This is a genomic window from Acinetobacter sp. YH12251, assembly GCF_013417465.1.
GTDB classification, from domain to species: Bacteria; Pseudomonadota; Gammaproteobacteria; order Pseudomonadales; family Moraxellaceae; genus Acinetobacter; species Acinetobacter amyesii.
The window spans coordinates 128,162-149,067 of sequence record NZ_VPDZ01000012.1; the positions used below are offsets into that span (position 1 = coordinate 128,162).

At 42.2% G+C, this 20,906-nt stretch carries 19 protein-coding genes and 1 riboswitch; of the genes, 11 read left to right on the forward strand and 8 right to left on the reverse strand.

Annotated features, from left to right (window positions below):
* Window positions 1-5: 5 nt before the first annotated feature.
* The 3 genes from FTV27_RS12360 to FTV27_RS12370 form a co-directional block, all read right to left on the reverse strand.
* A complete protein-coding gene (locus tag FTV27_RS12360) occupies window positions 6-719 on the reverse strand; it encodes a glycerophosphodiester phosphodiesterase (RefSeq protein WP_180078781.1) in 714 nt (237 codons plus the stop codon).
* Between the two features lie 185 nt (window positions 720-904).
* Window positions 905-1,489 (reverse strand): cob(I)yrinic acid a,c-diamide adenosyltransferase, encoded by a 585-nt coding sequence (locus FTV27_RS12365; RefSeq protein WP_078194212.1) that lies wholly within the window; start codon window positions 1,487-1,489, stop codon window positions 905-907.
* A 47-nt stretch (window positions 1,490-1,536) separates the two neighbouring features.
* Complete coding sequence (locus FTV27_RS12370) at window positions 1,537-3,390, reverse strand: TonB-dependent receptor domain-containing protein (protein WP_180078783.1); 1,854 nt, start codon at window positions 3,388-3,390, stop codon at window positions 1,537-1,539.
* A 236-nt stretch (window positions 3,391-3,626) separates the two neighbouring features.
* A riboswitch (cobalamin riboswitch) is annotated at window positions 3,627-3,792 on the forward strand.
* A 125-nt stretch (window positions 3,793-3,917) separates the two neighbouring features.
* On the opposite strand from FTV27_RS12370, the gene FTV27_RS12375 reads away from it, so the two are divergent.
* The 6 genes from FTV27_RS12375 to FTV27_RS12400 all read left to right on the forward strand — a co-directional run bounded on the left by FTV27_RS12375 (window position 3,918) and on the right by FTV27_RS12400 (window position 10,377).
* Window positions 3,918-5,738, forward strand: coding sequence for a TonB-dependent receptor domain-containing protein (locus tag FTV27_RS12375; protein WP_180078785.1), 1,821 nt, complete (start codon window positions 3,918-3,920; stop codon window positions 5,736-5,738).
* A 160-nt stretch (window positions 5,739-5,898) separates the two neighbouring features.
* Entirely contained in the window at window positions 5,899-6,540 is a 642-nt protein-coding gene (locus FTV27_RS12380; protein ID WP_180078787.1) for a phosphoribosylanthranilate isomerase, read from the forward strand.
* Window positions 6,524-7,750: a tryptophan synthase subunit beta gene (gene trpB, locus FTV27_RS12385; RefSeq protein WP_180024528.1), complete on the forward strand. Its 1,227-nt coding sequence runs from the start codon at window positions 6,524-6,526 to the stop codon at window positions 7,748-7,750. Before FTV27_RS12380 ends, trpB begins: the two co-directional genes overlap by 17 nt.
* Before the next feature lie 223 nt (window positions 7,751-7,973).
* Entirely contained in the window at window positions 7,974-8,699 is a 726-nt protein-coding gene (locus tag FTV27_RS12390; RefSeq protein ID WP_180078789.1) for a CPBP family intramembrane glutamic endopeptidase, read from the forward strand.
* A 21-nt stretch (window positions 8,700-8,720) separates the two neighbouring features.
* Window positions 8,721-9,245 (forward strand): DUF1543 domain-containing protein, encoded by a 525-nt coding sequence (locus FTV27_RS12395; RefSeq protein WP_180078791.1) that lies wholly within the window; start codon window positions 8,721-8,723, stop codon window positions 9,243-9,245.
* A 139-nt stretch (window positions 9,246-9,384) separates the two neighbouring features.
* On the forward strand, window positions 9,385-10,377 hold the full coding sequence (locus tag FTV27_RS12400) for a DUF2804 domain-containing protein (RefSeq protein WP_078194136.1): 993 nt from the start codon (window positions 9,385-9,387) through the stop codon (window positions 10,375-10,377).
* Window positions 10,378-10,428: 51 nt separating this feature from the next.
* Here FTV27_RS12400 and FTV27_RS12405 read toward each other — a convergent pair whose 3' ends face one another.
* Window positions 10,429-11,304 (reverse strand): metal-dependent hydrolase, encoded by an 876-nt coding sequence (locus tag FTV27_RS12405; RefSeq protein ID WP_078191325.1) that lies wholly within the window; start codon window positions 11,302-11,304, stop codon window positions 10,429-10,431.
* A 145-nt stretch (window positions 11,305-11,449) separates the two neighbouring features.
* Here FTV27_RS12405 and FTV27_RS12410 point away from each other — a divergent pair, with 145 nt between their 5' ends.
* Window positions 11,450-12,478 carry an AraC family transcriptional regulator gene (locus tag FTV27_RS12410; protein ID WP_180078793.1) on the forward strand — a complete coding sequence of 343 codons (1,029 nt, stop codon included), beginning with the start codon at window positions 11,450-11,452 and terminating at the stop codon, window positions 12,476-12,478.
* Between the two features lie 83 nt (window positions 12,479-12,561).
* Here FTV27_RS12410 and FTV27_RS12415 read toward each other — a convergent pair whose 3' ends face one another.
* On the reverse strand, window positions 12,562-13,896 hold the full coding sequence (locus FTV27_RS12415; RefSeq protein WP_180078795.1) for a Na+/H+ antiporter NhaC family protein: 1,335 nt from the start codon (window positions 13,894-13,896) through the stop codon (window positions 12,562-12,564).
* A gap of 363 nt (window positions 13,897-14,259) precedes the next feature.
* Between FTV27_RS12415 and trpA the strand changes: the two genes are divergently transcribed.
* From trpA to FTV27_RS12435, 4 genes are read left to right on the forward strand one after another with little or no spacing between them, the layout of a single operon-like run.
* Window positions 14,260-15,063 carry a tryptophan synthase subunit alpha gene (gene trpA, locus FTV27_RS12420; RefSeq protein ID WP_180078797.1) on the forward strand — a complete coding sequence of 268 codons (804 nt, stop codon included), beginning with the start codon at window positions 14,260-14,262 and terminating at the stop codon, window positions 15,061-15,063.
* Window positions 15,060-15,956: an acetyl-CoA carboxylase, carboxyltransferase subunit beta gene (gene accD, locus FTV27_RS12425; protein WP_180005414.1), complete on the forward strand. Its 897-nt coding sequence runs from the start codon at window positions 15,060-15,062 to the stop codon at window positions 15,954-15,956. Before trpA ends, accD begins: the two co-directional genes overlap by 4 nt.
* Window positions 15,953-17,236, forward strand: a complete 1,284-nt coding sequence (gene folC / locus FTV27_RS12430; protein ID WP_078194131.1) for a bifunctional tetrahydrofolate synthase/dihydrofolate synthase — start codon at window positions 15,953-15,955, stop codon at window positions 17,234-17,236. Before accD ends, folC begins: the two co-directional genes overlap by 4 nt.
* A complete protein-coding gene (locus tag FTV27_RS12435) occupies window positions 17,233-18,210 on the forward strand; it encodes an SPOR domain-containing protein (protein WP_180078799.1) in 978 nt (325 codons plus the stop codon). Before folC ends, FTV27_RS12435 begins: the two co-directional genes overlap by 4 nt.
* A 20-nt stretch (window positions 18,211-18,230) precedes the next feature.
* Here the strand turns inward: FTV27_RS12435 and FTV27_RS12440 are convergent, their stop codons facing one another.
* From FTV27_RS12440 to FTV27_RS12450, 3 genes are all read right to left on the reverse strand, one after another.
* The gene (locus FTV27_RS12440) at window positions 18,231-18,830 is read right to left on the reverse strand and encodes a dual specificity protein phosphatase family protein (protein ID WP_180078801.1); all 600 of its coding nucleotides are present in this window, start codon (window positions 18,828-18,830) and stop codon (window positions 18,231-18,233) included.
* On the reverse strand, window positions 18,820-19,647 hold the full coding sequence (locus FTV27_RS12445) for an MBL fold metallo-hydrolase (protein ID WP_180078803.1): 828 nt from the start codon (window positions 19,645-19,647) through the stop codon (window positions 18,820-18,822). Before FTV27_RS12445 ends, FTV27_RS12440 begins: the two co-directional genes overlap by 11 nt.
* A 294-nt stretch (window positions 19,648-19,941) precedes the next feature.
* The gene (locus FTV27_RS12450; RefSeq protein WP_078194127.1) at window positions 19,942-20,577 is read right to left on the reverse strand and encodes a peroxiredoxin; all 636 of its coding nucleotides are present in this window, start codon (window positions 20,575-20,577) and stop codon (window positions 19,942-19,944) included.
* Window positions 20,578-20,906 lie beyond the last annotated feature (329 nt).

Genomic DNA, 20,906 nt, shown 5'->3' on the forward strand with positions numbered 1-20,906 from the left:
CAGCATTAAAAATGCTGCATCATTAATTTAGGATAGTCGGTAATTAAACCGTTGATGCCCCAATCTTTAAGCTGTTTAGCACGATCAACGTCGTTGACGGTCCATACACTCACATTTAATTTTGCCTGCTGTGTGGCCTGAATAATGTCTGAATTGGCAAGTTGGTTCATCCAACCGATTTGGATACAACCCAATTCGAGTGCTTGTTCAATCGCTTTAAATTTTACGTCCGTTTCAACCAAAAGCCCGCGTTTGAAGCCGGATTTTTTTTGTTGCAAAGCAAGATGAATTTTAGGGTCAAAACTGGTGATCACCGCGGAATGTTCGAAACCTTGGAGCTGTTGTTCCAAGGTTTCAGTCAGCGCTTCAGCTTCAGTCTGTGTCTTCACTGCTTTCACTTCGACTTCAATATGATCGAAGTTATGAATAATTTTGAGCGTTTGTTCGAGCAGTGGCGTCGGCTCAACTTTATTCCATTCTGACCAAGTCACAGCATGGTTATAGGGTTCTAACTCTTGTGAACTACATTCATATAGATGTTTATCTTGACCTGCCGTTCGCATAAATTGGTCATCATGCATGATCACTAGGGCACGATCTTTAAGTTGCCGAACGTCAAATTCGACAGCACGAATTCCTAAGTCTTGAATATATTGGAAACCACCTAGGGTATTTTCAGGTGCTTCACCACGAGCGCCACGGTGACCGATTATGCGCATACGAGGCCTACAAAAAAAGATGTTAAGAACATAATGTCCTGTAAGAATGACAGGGAGATGACACTGTTATTTTGATCCGATCATTCTGAAATACAAGAATGATCGGACGAAATGTTTCGATTTATTTCAATGTAAAGTAGACTTTTAATTGATCAAAGGATTTGAGCAATTTTTGAATCCAAAACTTATTGATCGATCGTGTCGTTAATATTTTTCTGCCATAGCACTTCAGAGCCACCTTCAGCACGTTGTAATGTACGCGATGCGACAAATAACCAGTCTGAAAGTCGGTTCAAAAGCTGCAATGACGGTGCTTGAATGTTCTGGTCGCGGTTATGTACAGCCATTAAACGGCGTTCTGCGCGGCGGCATACGCTACGAGCCTGATGGGCAAAGCTACATACTAAAGTGCCTGAAGGCAGGATAAAGTCTTTCAGCATCGGCAGCGCTTCATTCATGCGGTCGATGTCATTTTCCAAAAACTCAATCGACACAGGCTGTACCAAGTTGAAGTTTGGAATACAGACTTCACCGCCAAGGTCGAATAACCAATGTTGAATTAGGCTGAGGGATTTATCCCAAGTCGCTTTGTCTTCAATGCTGCTAAGTGCGATGTGCGAACGCAGAATACCAATGCTTGAATTGAGTTCATCGACATCTCCTAAGGCTTCAATACGTAAATCATCTTTGGCTACGCGTGATCCGTCGCCAAGACCTGTCGTACCTGAATCGCCTGTGCGGGTATAAATTTTACTTAAGCGGTGGCCCATTTTAATTGTCCATTTTTTGATTAAAAGTTGAATAAATCAGTGTGAAATTAATATCTAACTGTGATGCCAAAGGAAGCCAAACGGCCGCCATTTAAATAGAATTTGCCGTCGAAATTGCCAGCAGAAGCCGTTTTATATTGAACATCGCCGACATTTTGAATATTGGCAAAGAAGCGCAGTTGCTCGTTGGGTTGGTAATAACTATTGAAATCAATCTGAGCATGTCCAGGGATCACATCCTCATCATAATTACTGCTGTCTGAATGGCTGTTCGCACTCAGCGTTGTTGACAGCCCATAATGTTCATCAGCCCAACCAGCTGACAATGCCAGTTTTTGACGTGGGCGGCGGCTCAAATCCAAACCTGTTTTATCATTTTTTGCTTGATTGTAGCTATAACTGGCCTTTGTAAAAAATGCCTCATTGCTCCAATTCACACAGACTTCTGAACCTTGAATGGTCACTGCATCAATATTGGCAAACTTCCAGTTATTGTTGGGATCAGAATCAATAAGGTTATCAATTTCAGTTCTGTAGATAGACAAACCAGTTTTTAGTTGTGGTGTCATTTGTAGGTCTAGCCCAATTTCATAGGATTGACTTTCTTCGGGTTTTAAGTCAGGGTTTGCATAGTCGCCATAATATAAGTCGTTCATGGTTGGCGCTTTAAATGCTGTACCAATATTGGCATAGCTACTAAACAACGGCGTGAAAAAATAACGCGCAGCAACTTGTCCGACCGTGTGTTGACCATATTTTTCATGGTCTTCACGACGAATACCCGCTTGAGTTTTTAATTTATCAGTTTGATATTGGTGCTGTAGATAATAACCCGTACTGTTTAAGTCTTGATGAAAAGACTCTGCAGTTTTTAGCGTTGATGTTTCTAGCTGCCGATGGGTGATGCCTGCAATGATGTTCTGAGACGGCGTCATTTGCTGTTTTGCGGTCAGTTCATATTCAGTGGATTCATAATGGGTCTGTTCAAAGATTTTGAGCTGTTCCAACTCATCTTTAAAATAAGACACGCGAGCATTCAGGGTCAGCTGATCTGTGGGGTTGAAGCGTGACTTCAGGGTTGCAATTTGATTTTTAAAATCTTGCGACTTTTGCTCATATTGCAGTGAATTCCAGCTGTATTGCTCATATTGAGCATTACCTTGGTTTTCAGAATAATCCAATGAAGTGCCAAAGCGTGTTTCTTCATAGCCAAATTTGGCAGACACGCCTTTTTGATTAAAGCTAGAAGCTCTGGCATTTTCATGTTCATGAATCAGTGTGCCGTCGGTTTCTAAACGCTGTCCACGAATTTGCGCATAAAAACCTTGCTTGGCTAGGTCTACCCCGACAGTACTTTTATAGGTTTGATTTTCACCTATTTCAGCGCTGATAAAAGCTGCATTTTTTTCAGGGGTTTTGCTAATGATTTGTATCACACCACCAATGGCATTGGTGCCATAAAGGACAGATGCTGGGCCTTTTAAAACCTCAATCTGCTTAATGTCTGTGGTATCTATAAAATTATTTGGCGCTAAACCGCTGGCATCATTATTTAAACGGACACCGTCACGCAATACCAAAGTGTGGTCTGACTCTGTGCCACGTAAAAAAAATGAAGCTTGTTGTCCATAGCCACCCAGCTGCACCATATTGATAGAAGCATCACTCATTAATAAATGTGGAAATGATGCAATTGGTGATTGATCTATGAGCGACTCATCAATAATGGAAATACGTGCTGACACATTTTCTAATTTTTCTTGTGAGCGTGTTGCAGTCACCACAATGGTATCCATCGTTGGTTGAGCAATGCGCGATTCATTTGCAAAACAAGATGTAGAAAAAGCCCAAGCGGCAGCAATGCCTGTAGCGAGTGCTGTAGGGCGAGCTAAAGTTGACATGCGATGCTCCATGCATTTACCCCACGTAAATGATTGAGTGATAGAACACAGTGAGCAGGTATCGGACTGGCAAAGCATTGCTTGCACACCGTTGCGGGGGCAGTGTTGTGGAAACTTCCCATGCCAACTGTTGTGAATGGCTTAAGTATAGAGAACTCCGATTTATCGAACAATCGAAACTATGGGGTATTTGAAGATAGGTACATATACAGCTTGACTTGCTGTGGAGCAGAAATTAATCTGCCTGCGCTTCAGGTGCTTTCTTAATTGAGAAGTGAAACTGGGAAGTCAGTCTAAACATTGAAAAGTGATTTGAATCTGACACTGCCCCCGCAACGGTGAATAGGCTTTATTTCGATAAATCCTTAAGTCCGGAGACCGGCCTGATGCAGACCTATACATAATGCGGCGGGCGTTATAGCGGGATTGCATCATTGCGCCAATATTGGCCTTGCATTGCTGACCCTGAATCCCCCTGCGTTATCCATTTTATTATTCGCACGGGCGGTGCGATCGGGGAATACAGCATGCATTCTTTTTCTAAGACTCTTACCGGGTCACTTTTTGTTTTATCTCCACTTTCTGCTGCGATGGCAGAAGACCAAGTTTATCAACTTCCAGTGATTACCAACACGGTTGCCAATATTGTTGAGCAAGACGCACAAAAAACTTTGGCAGCAGTCATAGTCATTAATCGTGAAGAAATTGAACGTAAGCAATTTACTTCTTTGCAAGAATTGCTTCGTACAGTGCCGGGCGTAACGTATACCAACTCTGGTGGTTTAGGTCAGCCAACAAGTATTTCCATTCGTGGTACAGGCTCTACTGCGGTATTGGTATTGGTGGATGGTCAAAAACTGGGTTCAGCAACTTCAGGCCAAACTTCATTTGAGCATTTGCCAGTTGATCAAATTGAACGTGTAGAAGTGGTCAAAGGTCCGCGCTCAAGTTTATATGGTTCTGAAGCTGTAGGCGGTGTGATTCAAATCTTCACCCGTAAAGGGACGCAAAATGGCGTAAAACCATTTGCTTCGCTCAAGTATGGTTCACATGAAACTTACGATGCAAATGTCGGTGTGAATATTCGTCAGGATAATTCTTGGGCGACGCTGAGTTTGGCAGGCTTGAAAACACAAGGTTTAGATGTAACAACTTTGCCGACTGAAACAGATAAAGATGGTTATGAAAACTATTCTGCGTCCATCAAAGCGGGTCATCAATTTAATGATCAATTTGCAGCTGATTTTAATGTTCTCTATGTAAATGGTGAAACAAATTACGATAGTCCATATAACGTAAATCCTTACAACAAGGTCGAGCAAAATGTGTATGGCGTAGGCTTTAGCTATTCTCCTGTAGATCTTTGGAAAACGCAGCTTAAATTTGGCCGTTCAGAAGATAAATACGAAACCTTTAGTGCAGATAAATCAACTGGTGTATTTGATACCACAAAAGACAGCATCAGCTGGTTAAACACATTATCTTTCAATGCCAATAACACACTATTGGTGGGTGTGGATTACTTAAATGATCAAGTCGACAGCACCACCAATTACGATGAAAAAGAGCGTGATAATGTCGGTTACTATGCGCAATATCTTGGTGATTTTGGTCGAGTGAACCTGCAAGCTGCTATTCGCTTAGATGATAACGAACAGTTTGGTGATCACACCACAGGCAATGCCGCTGTTGGTTATTCATTTAATGACAACTACAGCACTTATGTTTCATACGGTACCGCTTTCCGCTCACCAACATTTAATGACTTATATTATCCGGGCTGGTCAAATCCAAACTTAGTCCCTGAAGAGTCTGAAAATATTGAAATTGGATTCAAAGGGTCGCAATGGCTGAACTGGTCTGTTTCTGCCTTCCATAATGAAATTGATAATATGATTTCAGGCGGAACCAATATTGCAAAAGCAAAAATTAAGGGTGTGGAAGCTGAGTTCGGACAGTCACTGGGCAACTTCACGTGGAACTTAAACTATACTTATCAAGAGCCTGAATATAATTCTGGGGCGACCAAAGGTAATCAAATTGCGGGTCGTGCAGGCCAATTATTGAATGTATCTGCAGATTATACGATGGATAAATGGACGCTAGGTGGCTCTGTACACGCAGAAGACCAGCGTTATAAGGATGCCGCTAATACAACAAGCTTTGGCAGTTTTGCGACAGTAGATGTACGTTTAACCTATCAAGCGACACCTGAATTTTCAGTACAAGCCAAGCTTGCCAATATGTTTGATAAAGAATATTACACGGTGTATGACACTTTTAATGACTACTACTATCGCCAAGACGGTCGCACAGCTTGGGTAACACTGCGTTATGCGATGAAATAATCGATTCAATAATTCAAAAAGCCCTGAACATTCAGGGCTTTTTATTTTTGCAGTGGAATCATGCTGAAAATCCACGCAATGCATGAAAATTGCATTACAATGATTCGCCTTTATATTCATAGATAGGCTGTGAATAGGGCGGAGTCAGAGCCAAAACAACATGCGAACCCGTGCCAAAATCTGCGGAATTACACGTACTCAAGATATCCAATCTGTCGTCCAAGCTGGCGCAGATGCGATCGGATTTGTATTCTTTGCGCCAAGCCCGCGCAGTGTAACGGCAGCGCAAGCTGCTGAGCTGATTCAGCATGTGCCGCCGTATGTGCAGACAGTGGGTTTATTCGTGAATGCATCGGCTGCAGACATACAGGATATTTTAAAAATTTCACCTGTAGATATCCTGCAGTTTCATGGTGATGAAAGCCCTGAACAGTGCCAAACAATTGCGCAGTCCGTTGGGCGCCGCTGGTATAAAGCCATTCAGATGAAACCTGAACTGGATGTGATTGCCGAAATCCAAGCTTTTCAGCAGGCAGGGGCAAGCGCCGTACTGCTCGATGCATGGCATCCAGAACTGAAAGGCGGTACAGGGCATAGATTTGACTGGGCACAGTTCCCAAAACTCGATATTCCTTTAATTTTGGCGGGCGGTTTAAAGCCCGAAAATATTGAAGAAGCGATTCAAATCACTGGTGCTTACGCCGTAGATGTGAGTGGTGGTGTAGAATCGGCAAAAGGTATTAAAGACCAACAACTCATAGAACGCTTTATGCAAGGAGTCCATCGTGGATCAGCAAAATAAGATTGACTATACCCAATTCCCTGACGCACAAGGGCATTTCGGTATTCATGGCGGGCGTTTTGTGTCAGAAACTCTAATGGCAGCACTTAAGGACTTAGAAAAACTCTATTTCCGCATGAAAGATGATGCTCAGTTTTTGGCAGAATTCGACCGTGACTTGGCGTATTACGTCGGTCGTCCTAGTCCTTTGTATTATGCTGAGCGATGGTCGAAAGAGTTGGGTGGTGCGCAAATTTATTTAAAACGTGAAGACCTGAACCATACAGGTTCACATAAAGTGAATAACACGATTGGTCAGGCTTTGCTGGCTAAACTTTCAGGTAAAAAACGTATTATTGCGGAAACAGGCGCAGGTCAGCACGGCGTAGCAACGGCAACGATTGCAGCGCGTTTAGGCCTTGAGTGTGTGGTGTTTATGGGTGCAGAAGACGTAAAACGTCAAGCCATGAACGTATACCGTATGCGTTTGCTTGGCGCAACGGTCGTACCTGTGGAAAGCGGTTCAAAAACATTGAAAGATGCGATGAACGAAGCAATGCGTGACTGGGTAACCAATGTTGACTCTACTTATTATGTGATTGGTACTGTGGCTGGCCCACACCCATATCCGCAATTGGTTCGTGATTTCCAATCGATCATTGGCCGTGAAGCACGTAAACAGATTCAAGAACAAGCAGGCCGTCTGCCAGATGCCTTGGTGGCATGTGTGGGCGGCGGTTCAAATGCAATGGGCTTATTCTATCCATTCTTAAATGATGAAGATGTGAAAATGTACGGTGTTGAAGCGGCAGGCTACGGCATTGAAACGGGCAAGCATTCTGCACCATTAAACGCAGGTCATGTCGGTGTACTTCACGGTAACCGTACGTACTTGATGTCAGATGATCAAGGTCAAATCATTGAAACACATTCAATTTCTGCAGGTCTAGATTATCCAGGTGTAGGCCCTGAGCATAGCTTCCTCAAAGATATGCACCGTGTGAACTATGTGCCTATCAATGACACTGAAGCGTTACAAGGCTTCCGTGATTTAACCCAAATTGAAGGTATTATCCCTGCGTTAGAAAGCTCACATGCGATGGCTTATGTGACGAAACTTGCACCGACCATGGACAAAGACCAAATCATTATTGCGACTGTATCAGGCCGTGGCGATAAAGATTTAATGACCGTTGCCCGCATTGATGGCGTGGAAATGGTTGAGATGTAATTTCGCTTTTCAGCCTCTCCCTTTGGGATGAGAATCTCGGAATATATTCTGAGTTCGCAAGTGGAGATGGTCAAGAAAAAATCGCGCAGAAGTCATTCCGCGCGATTTTTTTTGGGCTGAAAATTTTATTGAGGCAAATCACTACAAAACAGATGCAGAATAAAAGTGTGAAATAAATCACAATACTGCGGAAATTTTATCGCTTTAGAAAGACTTTATAACAATGACGTTTACCCAATTGGTTCGTGCAGAATCCTTTCCAACCCATATTTCTTGGCAATGGCGTGATACTTTTGCGCTGTGTATTCTTCCGCTGATCTTGCTCAACAGTTATCTCTTAGACCAATTTTTTGGTGTTTCAGCTCAGGTTGCTTTGGGTGATTCGATCTTTCGCGGTATTTTATTTATTGCCGTATGTTGGCTCTATAAAACGATGCTATATACGCACTGGCAAAAGTATAAGCAGGCCTTTTGGCGCTCAAGCCTGTTGGTGGTTGTTGGTGCAGTCGCTTTACAAGTAGTGATTTCTTTTACACGCAGTCTGTTGCCCGTTGGTGAGAACATTGAAAAAGAATCGACCATTGATCCCAATACGATTGCGTTTTTTAGCTTGCTGATCATCAGTCTTGGGCCATTATTTACCGCTTTGCTTGAAGATATTATTTTCCGCTATACCTTGCTGCAAAAGCTGTTTGTACAGCCGTGGCTGTGGCGAGTGATTTTGGTCTTGCTGAACTCAATCTTATTCGGCTTGATACATTATCATAATTTTGATGGCGATTTGATTGCGACCATCAGTTTTATGGCGGCAGGCCTATTTCTCAACCTCATCTATTTGTGGACGCGTAACATTTGGCATGTCTTACTCATTCATTTCGTCAACAATGCAGTACTCTCTTTAGGCGGCGTGATTTTGTTGAAATTACTTCAGCCCTATGTGGGCAGTTGAAGTCAAAAATAGGGGGAGATTGTGTCCAGTTTATTTATGGTGATGCTCGGCGGACGCCATCCAAGAGCAAATATCGAAGTGCATGATGTCATTCTTGCAGTGGGTAACGCATTAGAAGAGGTTTATCCGCAACTGAGAACGGCATGGTTTGGTGAGCAAAAAGGCTTACATATTGATGCTTGGGCACAGGTACATACAGTCAGCACTGAAAATCGGCATTATCGTATCCAATTTTGTGATGCCGCGCCCCGAGCTGAAGATGAAAAATTATGGCTGATTAATCTCGGGGGATATGATGCCCGCGAATTTGGTGAATTACATCGTTATGTTTTGGTGACAGGACAAAATGCCGTTGTTGCAAAACAACGAGGCAAGGCTTTTTTTGAGTCACATTGGCAAAAACAGCATACCGACCGAACCCTAGATGTTGATGATTGTATTGCGATTGATCATGTGTATGGGCGCTATATCGAATTGGTTGAAACGCCGCATAGCCAGCAAAATTCATGGAAAAATGATTACATCTTAATAAATGAACATTTGTGATGATTAAGAGCTGAAATGTCAGCTTTTATATTTTTTTGTGATATTCGCCTGAAATCAGATGGATTGTCTTTTCAGGCGTTAAATAATAGGCATAATAACATTCAGGATTTAGACCTTAAACCTCAATGGAATGGCGTATATGGATTTAATACGGCCGAATGGACAGCCGCATTATGGGCGTTTTAGTGAACTTCCCAATCGAATCGATTTAAGTAAGTATGAATATAAGACACCGTATGGAAAACGACTTCAAGGTTGGCGTAAGCGTTTAAAATATAAAAAATTTAAATTTTGTTGCATTCAGCATGAACATTATACGATTGGTCTAGCAATTGCCGATATCGCGTGGGCAGGGCACGGTTTTGTCTATGTGTATGACCATATTACGAATGAAGTGTTGGAATGGAATTCGATTAATTTCCTGTCACGCAATACCGTTTTAGATGAACAACCTTTATTTAATCAGAGTCATTTTATTAAGTCAGGGATTCAACTGGACATTCAGCATGCCAATGGTGTGCGATACATTCAAATGTCGAAACATGGCGAACTCAAACTGAGCGCTCGAGTGTTTTGTGCAGGGACTGATCCGCTGAGTATGTGTAGCCCCACAGGGATTAATGGTTGGACCTATACTCAAAAATTGACGACTTTAGGCTGTGAAGGTTTCTTTATCAATAAGCAAGGCAAAACCATTCAATTTCATGACCGGACATTGGTGTCTTTAGATGATACCTGTGGTTTTCTTCGTCCTGAAACCGCATGGTTTTGGCTGTCGTGTAACTTTTGGGATAGTCAAAATCGACGCGTTGGGATCAATCTTGCCTCTGGTGTAAATGAAAGCTTTGGCAATGAAAATTGTCTGTGGGTCAATGGACATCTATATGCCATGTCTGATGTGCTGTTCCAGCAACAAGGCGATAATCAATGGAATATTAGTTCATTAGACAACAGCTTAAATTTGATCGTCACCACAGGTTGGCGGCGCTATGAAAACCTGAATTTAAGATTGGTCGGTAGTCAGTTCAGTCAATGGCAGGCAAAAATTAGCGGTACAATTCAACGTGATGGCGAAGAAATTGTATTCTTAAATGAATATGGTTTACTTGAGCAGCACTATGCAAAATGGTAAGTCTAAGCCTATAAAAAAGCCGCAATCGATGCGGCTTTTTTTATTCAGTTTTTATTTTGCAGCTTGCCAAAACACTTCTGCAGCTTGAATTGGATCATTGGTTTCTTCATAAGTTTTTAACCAAAGATCATAATTTTGCACAATGGGATGCTGACTCGGATGGAAGTCTTTTTTAAACCAATCTCGATATGGTTTGCTCATTCGGGTGAGGGTGCCATTTTTACCAAAGAACCACGGTAAGCCTTTCATATTTAATTTTAAACGTTCAGTGAAGCTGAAACCGTCATGTTTCAGCATCACATTAGCACGGTATAAGGTAAAGCCAAGCATCAATCCACTGGTCCAGACCAAAGTAAATTTCTTTAGATTTTCATCGACCTTCGCCACATCTTTCATCACATCAAAAGCCACATCGCGATGTTCCATTTCTTCTATCGCATGCCAAATAAATAATGCACGGACATAAGGATGCGCAGATTCTAAGACGGACTTTTGGCTACAGAACGTTTCAGCCATCAGCGCAGTTAAATGCTCGGCGGAAGCCGTCATGGCAATGTTGTATTCTGGTGAGCGCTTGCTCAGTTCAAATTTAAAAATTTTATTTAGACGTTTAATGAATGCATCGACAGGCATGCCTTGTTGTTTCATTAACATGTTCATTTTGTCATGCGCCATACCGTGCTGTGCTTCTTGACGAATAAAGTCAGCGACACGTTGCTGTAAATCAGGGTCTTGAATTTGACTACGGAACAGACGTACAGATTCAATGAAATAGCGCTCGCCATCAGGAAAGGTCAGGCTCAAGGCATCAAACATACGTGTTAAAAAGGGGTCTCCGCCAAACCAATAGCGCGGGATTTCTTCTAACTTAAAATTCAGCTTTGTGCGAACAATGGGTTCGACTTGATATTTGACGATAGCATTCATGATATTTTTTCTGTGCGAGTCGTATTGATTGCAGTATGTCGGAGAAATTGCACTTTGTTTTGACAGATATTGCCAATTTTTATACATTTTACGCCATGATGAAAATATAAAATGTCAGAATTGGCAGGTCAGAAAGAGGGGCGAGATGGCTGAAATTCAGATCCCAAATGGTTACTTCCAACTGTGGAATATGGTCTTAATTGAGCGTGAATTAAACTATACACAGCTCGAATGGATTGCGCCGTATGCTGCGCAAATTCAGCATGTGCTGTCTTTGCCGATCGACTCTCAATCGCCGAATTCTTTTTTTAACAGCATCATGCAACTGACTCAGCAGCATCTGGATTGTCCGCAATTGGTTTTTGAAATGGCCAAGTATATTCGTGCGGAGCATTTTGGGGTGTTAGGCTATATGGCGACACTGAGTAATAGCGTTGCAGATGCTTTGCAATATGTGATGCGATTTAGTCGTTTGGTGATTGATGGGGCGCAAATTGTGCCGATGAATATGAGCCATCAAGATCATCAAATTATTCTGTTTTGGCCACAGCATGATGATGAATATGCTTTGGTGAATGAGTTGACCATGGCCTGTATGGCACATTTGGCCAAGCAAATTTTTCCAGATTCTTTAAAGTTACTCCGCATTCATTTTGCCCATGCGCCGCGGATGGCACGTTATCACTATGAAAAGTTTTATGGCTGCCAAATGGAATTTTCGACCCTTAAATATTCATTTGTGATTCATGCAGACAGTTTGGATTTAAAGTCAGAACTTGCTGATCCGTCACTGATGCAATTGTTATTACGTCAGGCCGAAGAGGCGATCGCCGCTCGTCCGCAACATTCAGATCCAATTCAACAGATGCAACAATGCATAGCAGATTATCTCAAATTACAGCAGCAAGCCCCTAAAATAGAATGGTTAGCAGAGGAGTTACATCTGTCAGTCAGAACCCTGCAACGACAGTTACAGGAGAAAGACACTTCGTTTAAACGGCTTTTGGAGCTTGAACGGATGAAACGCTGTGAATATCTACTTTCACAACAAACCCATTTGACAGATATCGCTTTACAGCTAGGTTATTCAGATCAGTCTGCTTTGGCACGTGCTTTTAAGGCATATAGCGGAGAGACATTATTAGCGCGAAAAAAAGCCTTGAGATTAGAATAAAACTTGCAGATTGCTCGTTAAGAAAAGCCTTTCAAACAACATAAAAAAAGCGGTCAAACGACCGCTTTTCTTTAAAGCCAAACTTATGCCGCAGCTTTTAATTTTGGATACCGAAGTAAAATGGCAAGGATGGCAAAGATTGCCAAGACCCAACAGTAATACACTCTACCAATCAGTTCCACAGGCGAAAGTTTTGCGATCGAACAAGCCAGTAACAGCTGTGCGCCATAAGGAATGAGACCTTGGACTACGCAAGAGAAAATGTCCAAAAGTGCAGCAGCACGTTTAGGGTCTACACCATATTCTTTCGCGACTTCACGTGCCATGTCACCAGATAAAATAATTGCGACAGTGTTGTTTGCTACAAATAGGTTGGAGAAAATCACCAAGAAACTGATACCAATTTCACCTGCGCGTTCAGCACCAACTTTAAAGCAGCGTGTCATGCTGTAAATACGTTGAATCAGCCATTCTAAACCGCCTTCTTTTTGCATAATGGCAGAAATACCACCTAAGAAAATAGAAAGCAGGGCAACTTCAAACATGCCGGTAAAGCCCTCATAAATAGAATTATTTAAGCTTAAAAAATTAAATTCAGGTTGAATGACCAAACCAATCAAGCTAGACAGTAAGACACCAATAGTCAGTACAGCAAGCACGTGCAAACGTGAAAAGGCCAAAATAAATACGGCTAAATACGGCAAGATCAGCCACGCATTATAGGCTTTGTGTTCAATCGCTTGTGAGCCTTGACTCATGAATAAATAAATACAGATGCTGACGATCGATGCAGGAACAGCAATCCAAACATTGACCTTAAATTTATCGCGAAGCTGAACTTTTTGACTGTTCGTTGCAGCAATGGTGGTATCTGAAATCATCGACAGATTATCACCAAACATAGCACCGCCGACCACAGCACCAATGGCATACACCACTTCAATTTCGGTGACTTGTGTAAAACCAAAGGCAATTGGTGCACAGGCTGCAATAGTGCCCATGGAGGTTCCCATCGCTGTGGCAATAAAGGCCGCAATAATAAACAGCATAGGCAGCACGAACTCAGGCGCAATTACCGATAGTCCGAATTGCACTGTTGCATCGACACTACCGATGGCACTGCTGACACTGGCAAAAGCACCAGCGAGCATAAAGACCATGAACATTAAGATCAAATTCGGGTGGCTGGCACCTTTCATAAATGTATCAATCGCGTCATTTATCTTGCCGCGATAGAGCAAAATTGCCAATACAATTGCAGGAAGAGCAGCGACTGGGGCTTTCACTTGATAGAACGCAAACTCAGTTCCAATGATGGAATGGTAAATACCACTGCCCAAAAAAATGGTCAGAAAAACAATAAGCGGGAGCAGTGCAAATGCCCGAGCAGGCATTTTCACTTGTGAATCGGAGGACATAGGAGATAAAAAAATAAAAGTATGCGGCTAGTATAAAGCAGGTTTTGCAATTTAAGGAAAATTAAAATGTAAATCCTAAGCCTGTTATTTTTAACATTTTTTTGATGATAAAATTAAGTTAATCTAAAACCTTATAATTTTGCCAGATCCTAAAATTAGGCATCTTTGATCATTGTGAAAAAAACTGAAATATCGGTAAATGATGCTTTCGGGTTGTTCTGGAAAATTATGTTTGCATGAGAAATGCCGACTGAGGATTGTATACCCTGTTCAATGGGTAAAAAATAGCGTTACAATGCGATGTCTTGTATTTCGACAAAACCCACATCATAGTTTTGATTCATTCAAGGAAAGTATAACCCTATGTCACGTTTAGCCACTCGATTTGGAACGCTTAAATCTCAACAGCGTAAGGCCTTGGTTTCTTATGTTATGGCTGGTGACCCTCATCCACAAGTAACGGTACCTTTGTTACATCAAATGGTTGAGGCAGGTGTAGATGTGATCGAATTGGGTCTTCCATTTTCAGACCCAATGGCGGATGGTCCTGTTATTGCACTTGCCGCGGAGCGTGCGCTTGCTGCAGGAACCAATACTCTAGATGCCTTGAACATGGTGAAAGAGTTCCGTAAAAACGATTCAGAAACACCCGTGGTACTGATGGGCTATTTAAACCCCGTTGAAGTAATCGGCTATGAAAAGTTTGTTGCCTATGCACATGAATGCGGTGTAGATGGCGTGCTCTTGGTGGACCTTCCACCAGAAGAAGCAAAAGATCTAGATGTAGTATTGAAAAAATATGACATGGATCAAATCTTCTTACTTGCGCCAACATCCACTGATGAACGTATTCAGCATGTGGTGAAACAAGCCAGTGGATTTATCTACTATGTTTCTTTGAAAGGTGTGACAGGTGCAGCGACATTAGACGTGGCTGAAGCTGCGGCACGTATTCAAAAAATCAAATCGTATACTCATGTACCTGTCGGCGTTGGCTTTGGTATCAGTGATGCAGCATCGGCGAAAGCCATGGGTGTTGCTGCGGATGCGGTGATTGTAGGTAGTGCTTTTGTTAAACAATTTGCAAACTTAGCGCCAGAACAAGCTGTAATCGAAACAGTGAATAAAGTGAAGGAGCTTCGAGCTGCGCTCGATGAGTTAGTATGAGTCAAGACGCAAAAACAGGCAAAATTCTGAGCGCATCTACGCCATGGACAGAGCGTGCGGTACCAGGTATTCATGTACCTGATGAACAGCAAGCATTAAAGGCGACATTTACTGAGCCGACGATTGAATGTCCTGAGTGTCATGCACTTGTGACTCGTACTGCGATGTCATTTAATGCCTACGTTTGTCCACAGTGTGATGAACACTTGCGAATGAAAGCGCGTGATCGTTTGAACTGGTTCTTTGACCAAGTACAAAAAGAATTGGGTCAAGAATTTAAAGCCAAAGATCCACTTAAATTTGTAGATAGCAAAGCGTATCCAGACCGTATGTCTGAAGCGCAGAAGAAAACCGGTGAAACAGAAGCTTTAGTGGTGATGCAAGGAACGCTGAAAGGCATTCCAATGATTGCAACTGCATTTGAATTTGATTTCATGGGCGGTTCAATGGGTACTGTTGTAGGTGACCGTTTTGTTCAGGCTGCTGAACTTGCGATTAAAGCTAAACAACCGCTTATTTGCTTCGCTGCTTCTGGTGGTGCGCGTATGCAAGAAGGCATGTTGTCACTCATGCAAATGGCGCGTACATCTGCTGCCATCCAAAAAATGAAAGATGCAGGCTTGCCTTATCTAGTGGTGTTGACACATCCAGTCTATGGTGGTGTAACTGCATCATTGGCAATGCTCGGTGATGTTCATCTGGCTGAGCCGAAAGCCATGATTGGTTTTGCTGGTAAGCGTGTAATTGAGCAAACTGTACGTGAAAAATTGGAAGAACCGTTCCAACGTGCAGAATACTTGCTTGATCATGGTGTAGTCGATCAAATTGTCCACCGTCATGCATTACGTGATACAGTTTATCGTATTGTAGCGAAATTGATGAACTTGCCTTGAACACAGCACCACTTGCAACTGATTCTTTAAACACATGGCTCGATTATTGGAGCCATGTTCATGTTACGGGTATTGATTTAGGACTGGAGCGGGTAATTCCTGTTGCAGATCGATTGGGCGTAACCCAGCCTGATGCGAAAGTGCTGACGGTCGCGGGAACAAACGGTAAAGGTTCAACCACGACCACTTTGGCTGCGATTTTAAATGCCCAAGGTTATAACGTGGGGCTATACCAATCACCGCATATCTATCGATTCAATGAACGTGTAAAGCTTCAAGGTGTTGAAGTGGCCGACCAAACCCTGATTGATGCTTTTGTAGCTGTTGATCAGGCGCGTCGTGAATGTGAATTAAGTTTATCTTTTTTTGAAGCGACCACTTTGGCCGCTTTTGTTATTTTTAAACAGCAACATTGCGATGTATGGGTCCTCGAAGTGGGCCTTGGCGGTCGACTTGATGTGGTCAATGTCGTCGATCCAGATGTTGCAGTGATTACCAATATTGGTTTAGACCATACCGATTGGTTAGGCGACACCATTGAAAAAATTGCTTTTGAGAAAGCTGGGATTATTCGTCCGAATATTCCCGTGATTTTTGGTGGACAGCAAGTACTGCCTGAAGCCATTCGTCAAAAAGCAGAAGATTGCCAAGCTGCTTTACATGTACTCAATCGTGATTATTTTTATCAGTACAGTGATGACGGACAATCTTGGATGTTTGCCTCATCAGGTTCAACCTTAAAACTCCCCGTGGGTTCTTTGGCACTCGAAAATATCTCTACGGCTGTAGCAGCAATATTAGCCAGTGGTTTGGTGGTCTCTCAGCAGTCGATCGCTCAGGGGATTATCAATGCCAAGTTACAAGGCCGTTTTGAAGTTAGAGAAATTGCAGGAAAAACGGTGATTTTCGATGCGGGACATAACCCGCATGGTGTTGAATTTTTGTTAAAGCAATTGCGAAATTTTCTCCAGTACAATAAACAATACACAGAAGTGATCAGCGTTTTCTCCATGCTGACTGATAAAGACATAAATTCTGTCGTTAACTTATTGAAAGATACGGTAAGAATGTGGAAAATTGCACAATTAAATGTGCCACGTGCGGCATCTATCACACAATTGGATAGCGCACTGCAGCATCAAGTCGTAGAACATTATGACAATGTGCAATTAGCTTTTAAGTCCGCGCTGGAAGAAACAAAGAATAATCAGCTGATTCTGGTATGTGGTTCATTTCATACCTTAGAAGCGGTATGGGAGTATCTGGAAGAATGTCAATGAATAACAAACAACGCTGGATGGGTGGTGTTGTTTTATTAGGTGGTGGTGTACTGCTGGCCGCACTTTTACTTAAAGGCAAAGAAGAAATACATCAAAATCAAAGCCAAACCCCTGAAATGGCTCAAGTTGAGCAACAAGGTCAGGGTGCGGGTAAAATGTCATCATTGACTGTTGATGTTGAAACTGAAAAGCGTTTGCTCGAAGAACAACGACGTACCCGTGAAAAATCGGTTGCGGAGCAAGAAGCACGTGCAGCAGAATTTTTAGCGATGCAACAACAAGCGGAAGCGGATGCAGCACGTAAAGCAGCAGAAGAATATGCGGCTTTAAACGCACATCGTTCAGCTCAACAAAGTTCGGATAATATTCCGCCCGAATTGGTTGAAGATGAAAAAGCCAAGCAAAATCGTTTAGCTGAGGATAAGTTGGCGGCTCAAAAAAAGTTAGAGACTCAGTCGGCGCAGCAAAAGGCTGATCAGGCACGTATCGCAGCAGATAAACAAAAAGCCGAAGCAAAACGTAAAGCGGATGCTCAAAAAGAAGCTGAACGTAAAGCACATGCTGAAGCTGAGAAAAAAGCAGCAGATAAGAAAGCAGCCGAAGCGAAGCAACAAGCTGAAGAAAAGCGTAAAGCCGAAGAAAAACACAAGGCAGAAGAAAAGCGTAAAGCCGAAGCCAAGAAAAAAGCTGAAGCTGAAAAAGCACGTGATCTGTTGGAAAATGGCGATAAGCAATGGATGGTGCAAGTTGCACTGGCTGCTAATGAAGCCAATGCAGATGCTGTTGCTGCAAAATTACGTGCAAAAGGCTATAAAGTGACGAAGAGTCCGACATCTAAAGGCATTCGTATTATGGTCGGTCCTTCGAAGGACCGTGATGCTGCGGACGCAACACGTAAAAAGATCAATTCAGATGCAAGTTTGAATATGAAATCGGCTTGGGTGATTGATTGGGTACCACTCGATAAACGCTAAGTTTATATGAGGATTTACCTTTAATAAGATGGATTCAGTAGTTGCTGCTGAATCCATTTTACATTTTCAGGACTGAATAATCGGTCAATATTTTTCCAAATAGGGTGGAAGCCATAGCCACCTTGTTTCATTTCACGTTTTGCTTCCTCAATGGACCAATGCTGAAAAATAATACGGTACATGGCCACACTCACGCCTGTACGGTCTGAGCCGTGGTAGCAATGGATTAACACTTTTTGCTCCTGTTGTTCAGCTTCTTTTATGGTTTTCATCACTGCCAGTAAATCTTCACGATCGATTTGCCATGTGTGTATCGGAATATGTACAAATTTAATCTTTTGCATATCAATAGCATTTTTTAAGCGTTCTGGATCATGATGCCGTGAACGTAAATTTATGATCACATCGATTTGCTGTTCTCGTAGAACAGGGGCGAGATCTGCATCAGGTTGTTCACTGCGAAATAATGTTGGGCTGATCTGATAAAAATTATGCTGTTGATGAACGACTTTTCCCCAATGCTGAGGACGTTCATTTAACGGTAATGGATTTGATGTCATGCAACCCGTGAAGCTGAAGCTAACACTGAGGAGGATCATTGGTAGGATTTTAGCGGTCATAGCTTGTATTCTGATAGCGAGCGAATTCTAATGGGTCATGTGCACAGATGAGATCGATGTCCGGATGCTGCGCTAACTGCTGAATCTTATGAAGGGAGTGCAGTCGCTGTGTATTGTCGGTGGCAAATAAACGCTCAAGCTGATTTAAGGCCCGCGAATGAAAATTTGGATTTAATTGATGCTGTGAGTAATAAGCATCGCCACAATATAACAACCAGCGATGGTTATTTTTTACTGCAATACCGGCATGACCCGCGGTATGTCCCAAAAGTGGAAGCATTAAAATGTCATCTTGAAAAATAGACAGACCGGCAGTGTGCTCTAAGTTAAACCATGCTTTAGTCCCGATGTTTTCAATAAAGTTCCAATAACGATGCTGTTGGAACTGCTGTGGTCGATAGCGCAGTCGTGATTTAATGCTGTGAATGTTTTGAGTGGCGTTATATTCACTGGCTAAGACATGCACGGTCGCCTGCGGAAAATCTGATATCCCGCCTGCATGATCAAAATCTAAGTGTGACAACAAAATGTGTTGAACATCTTGAGCCTTAAAGCCTAATTTTTGAATTTGATGAATCGCACTCAGTTGCGGATTAAATTTGATCTGCGCTGTGCGTGAAATAAACCGACCTAAACGATTTTGTGGATGCAAATAATCTTGTAAGCCCAGTCCTGTATCGACTAAGACGAGCCCTTTATCGGTTTCAATGAGCAGGCAATGACAGACCAAATGTGCGCGAAAGCCTTTCTGTCCAAATAAAGGAGCACACGTTGGACAAAAACTACCACAATGTAAATGATGAATTTGATGAATCACGGTTTGTTGTTTTCAAGTTTTTATTAGTTATAACGGAATTGTGATGTTTAACCAATCTAATCCCTGAGAGGAATTTGTAATCAAAAAAAGCTCATCCGGAGATGAGCAGGTTGGAGAATGCCAGAACGGGCTCGTCATTCGTTCTGAAGGGGGAAAACTATATTAACTATGGTTATGATACTTAGTTTGCTTAGGTGCTGCGCTTAAAAATAGTTAAATTTGTACCTTCGCTTTGGTCACTCACAGCAGAGCTTCTTATCTTGCGCTCGGACAGCGTAATGCTCCGTTTTATCCTCACTTAGGTTGAGGCGTTAAACGAAGGTAAGGCGTAACTGCGTTATATCCTTGAGGAAAGCGTTGTTTGATTTCCTCTTCATCTTTTAATGACGGCACAATCACCACATCTTCACCTTGTTGCCAGTTGGCCGGTGTTGCAACTTTATGGTTGTCTGTCAGTTGCAAAGAGTCAATGACACGTAAAATTTCATGGAAGTTACGCCCTGTAGATGCAGGATAAGTAATGATTAAACGGACTTTTTTATTTGGATCAATGATCACCAAAGAGCGAACAGTTAATGTTTCGCTGGCATTGGGGTGAATGAAATCATAAAGGGTAGACACTTTACGGTCTTTGTCTGCAATGATCGGGAAGTTGACCGTGGTATTTTGAGTATTATTAATGTCGTTAATCCAACCATGATGCGACTCAACATCATCAACAGACAGGGCAATGGCCTTGACACCACGTTTGCTAAATTCATCTTTTAGTTTTGCGGTAAATCCAAGTTCTGTGGTGCAGACTGGGGTGTAATCGGCAGGATGCGAAAATAAAATGCCCCAACTGTCACCTAAAAAGTCATAAAAATGAATGCTGCCTTCGCTTGAGTCTTGAGTAAAGTCTGGTGCAGTATCACCTAAACGAATCGTCATGGAATATCCCCGTATTTATTGAATTTGTTTAACTTGAAAATAAATATGAAGGATTTTTTTTATGATTAAAAATAGTGTTTTTTCATTTCTTTATGAATATATCTCATATAAAACAGTTTTATTGGGGGATAAATGCGAAATATCTCACGACAGAGTCACTATGTTGTCTGCAGAAAATTTGTTACATTAGCTTGCCTTAAGTCTCCGGGGCTAGAACCCGAGCGCAGAATATTTAAGGGGATTTTTGTGCAAAACCCTTGTACTTCGAATTTCTAGCACCATAATAACGACTAAGAAAATATATTCATTTGACAAGCAAGATTTAGAGA

What these genes read in the sequence shown, in the direction of transcription:
- FTV27_RS12435 (WP_180078799.1), top strand. Translation starts at nt 17,233, where the DNA reads ATGAATAACAAACAACGCTGGATGGGTGGTGTTGTTTTATTAGGTGGT.
- FTV27_RS12415 (WP_180078795.1), bottom strand. Translation starts at nt 13,896, where the DNA reads ATGTCCTCCGATTCACAAGTGAAAATGCCTGCTCGGGCATTTGCACTG.
- FTV27_RS12400 (WP_078194136.1), top strand. Translation starts at nt 9,385, where the DNA reads ATGGATTTAATACGGCCGAATGGACAGCCGCATTATGGGCGTTTTAGT.
- FTV27_RS12440 (WP_180078801.1), bottom strand. Translation starts at nt 18,830, where the DNA reads ATGACCGCTAAAATCCTACCAATGATCCTCCTCAGTGTTAGCTTCAGC.
- FTV27_RS12450 (WP_078194127.1), bottom strand. Translation starts at nt 20,577, where the DNA reads ATGACGATTCGTTTAGGTGATACTGCACCAGACTTTACTCAAGACTCA.
- FTV27_RS12365 (WP_078194212.1), bottom strand. Translation starts at nt 1,489, where the DNA reads ATGGGCCACCGCTTAAGTAAAATTTATACCCGCACAGGCGATTCAGGT.
- accD (WP_180005414.1), top strand. Translation starts at nt 15,060, where the DNA reads ATGAGTCAAGACGCAAAAACAGGCAAAATTCTGAGCGCATCTACGCCA.
- FTV27_RS12370 (WP_180078783.1), bottom strand. Translation starts at nt 3,390, where the DNA reads ATGTCAACTTTAGCTCGCCCTACAGCACTCGCTACAGGCATTGCTGCC.
- FTV27_RS12390 (WP_180078789.1), top strand. Translation starts at nt 7,974, where the DNA reads ATGACGTTTACCCAATTGGTTCGTGCAGAATCCTTTCCAACCCATATT.
- FTV27_RS12360 (WP_180078781.1), bottom strand. Translation starts at nt 719, where the DNA reads ATGCGCATAATCGGTCACCGTGGCGCTCGTGGTGAAGCACCTGAAAAT.
- FTV27_RS12375 (WP_180078785.1), top strand. Translation starts at nt 3,918, where the DNA reads ATGCATTCTTTTTCTAAGACTCTTACCGGGTCACTTTTTGTTTTATCT.
- FTV27_RS12380 (WP_180078787.1), top strand. Translation starts at nt 5,899, where the DNA reads ATGCGAACCCGTGCCAAAATCTGCGGAATTACACGTACTCAAGATATC.
- FTV27_RS12410 (WP_180078793.1), top strand. Translation starts at nt 11,450, where the DNA reads ATGGCTGAAATTCAGATCCCAAATGGTTACTTCCAACTGTGGAATATG.
- FTV27_RS12405 (WP_078191325.1), bottom strand. Translation starts at nt 11,304, where the DNA reads ATGAATGCTATCGTCAAATATCAAGTCGAACCCATTGTTCGCACAAAG.
- trpA (WP_180078797.1), top strand. Translation starts at nt 14,260, where the DNA reads ATGTCACGTTTAGCCACTCGATTTGGAACGCTTAAATCTCAACAGCGT.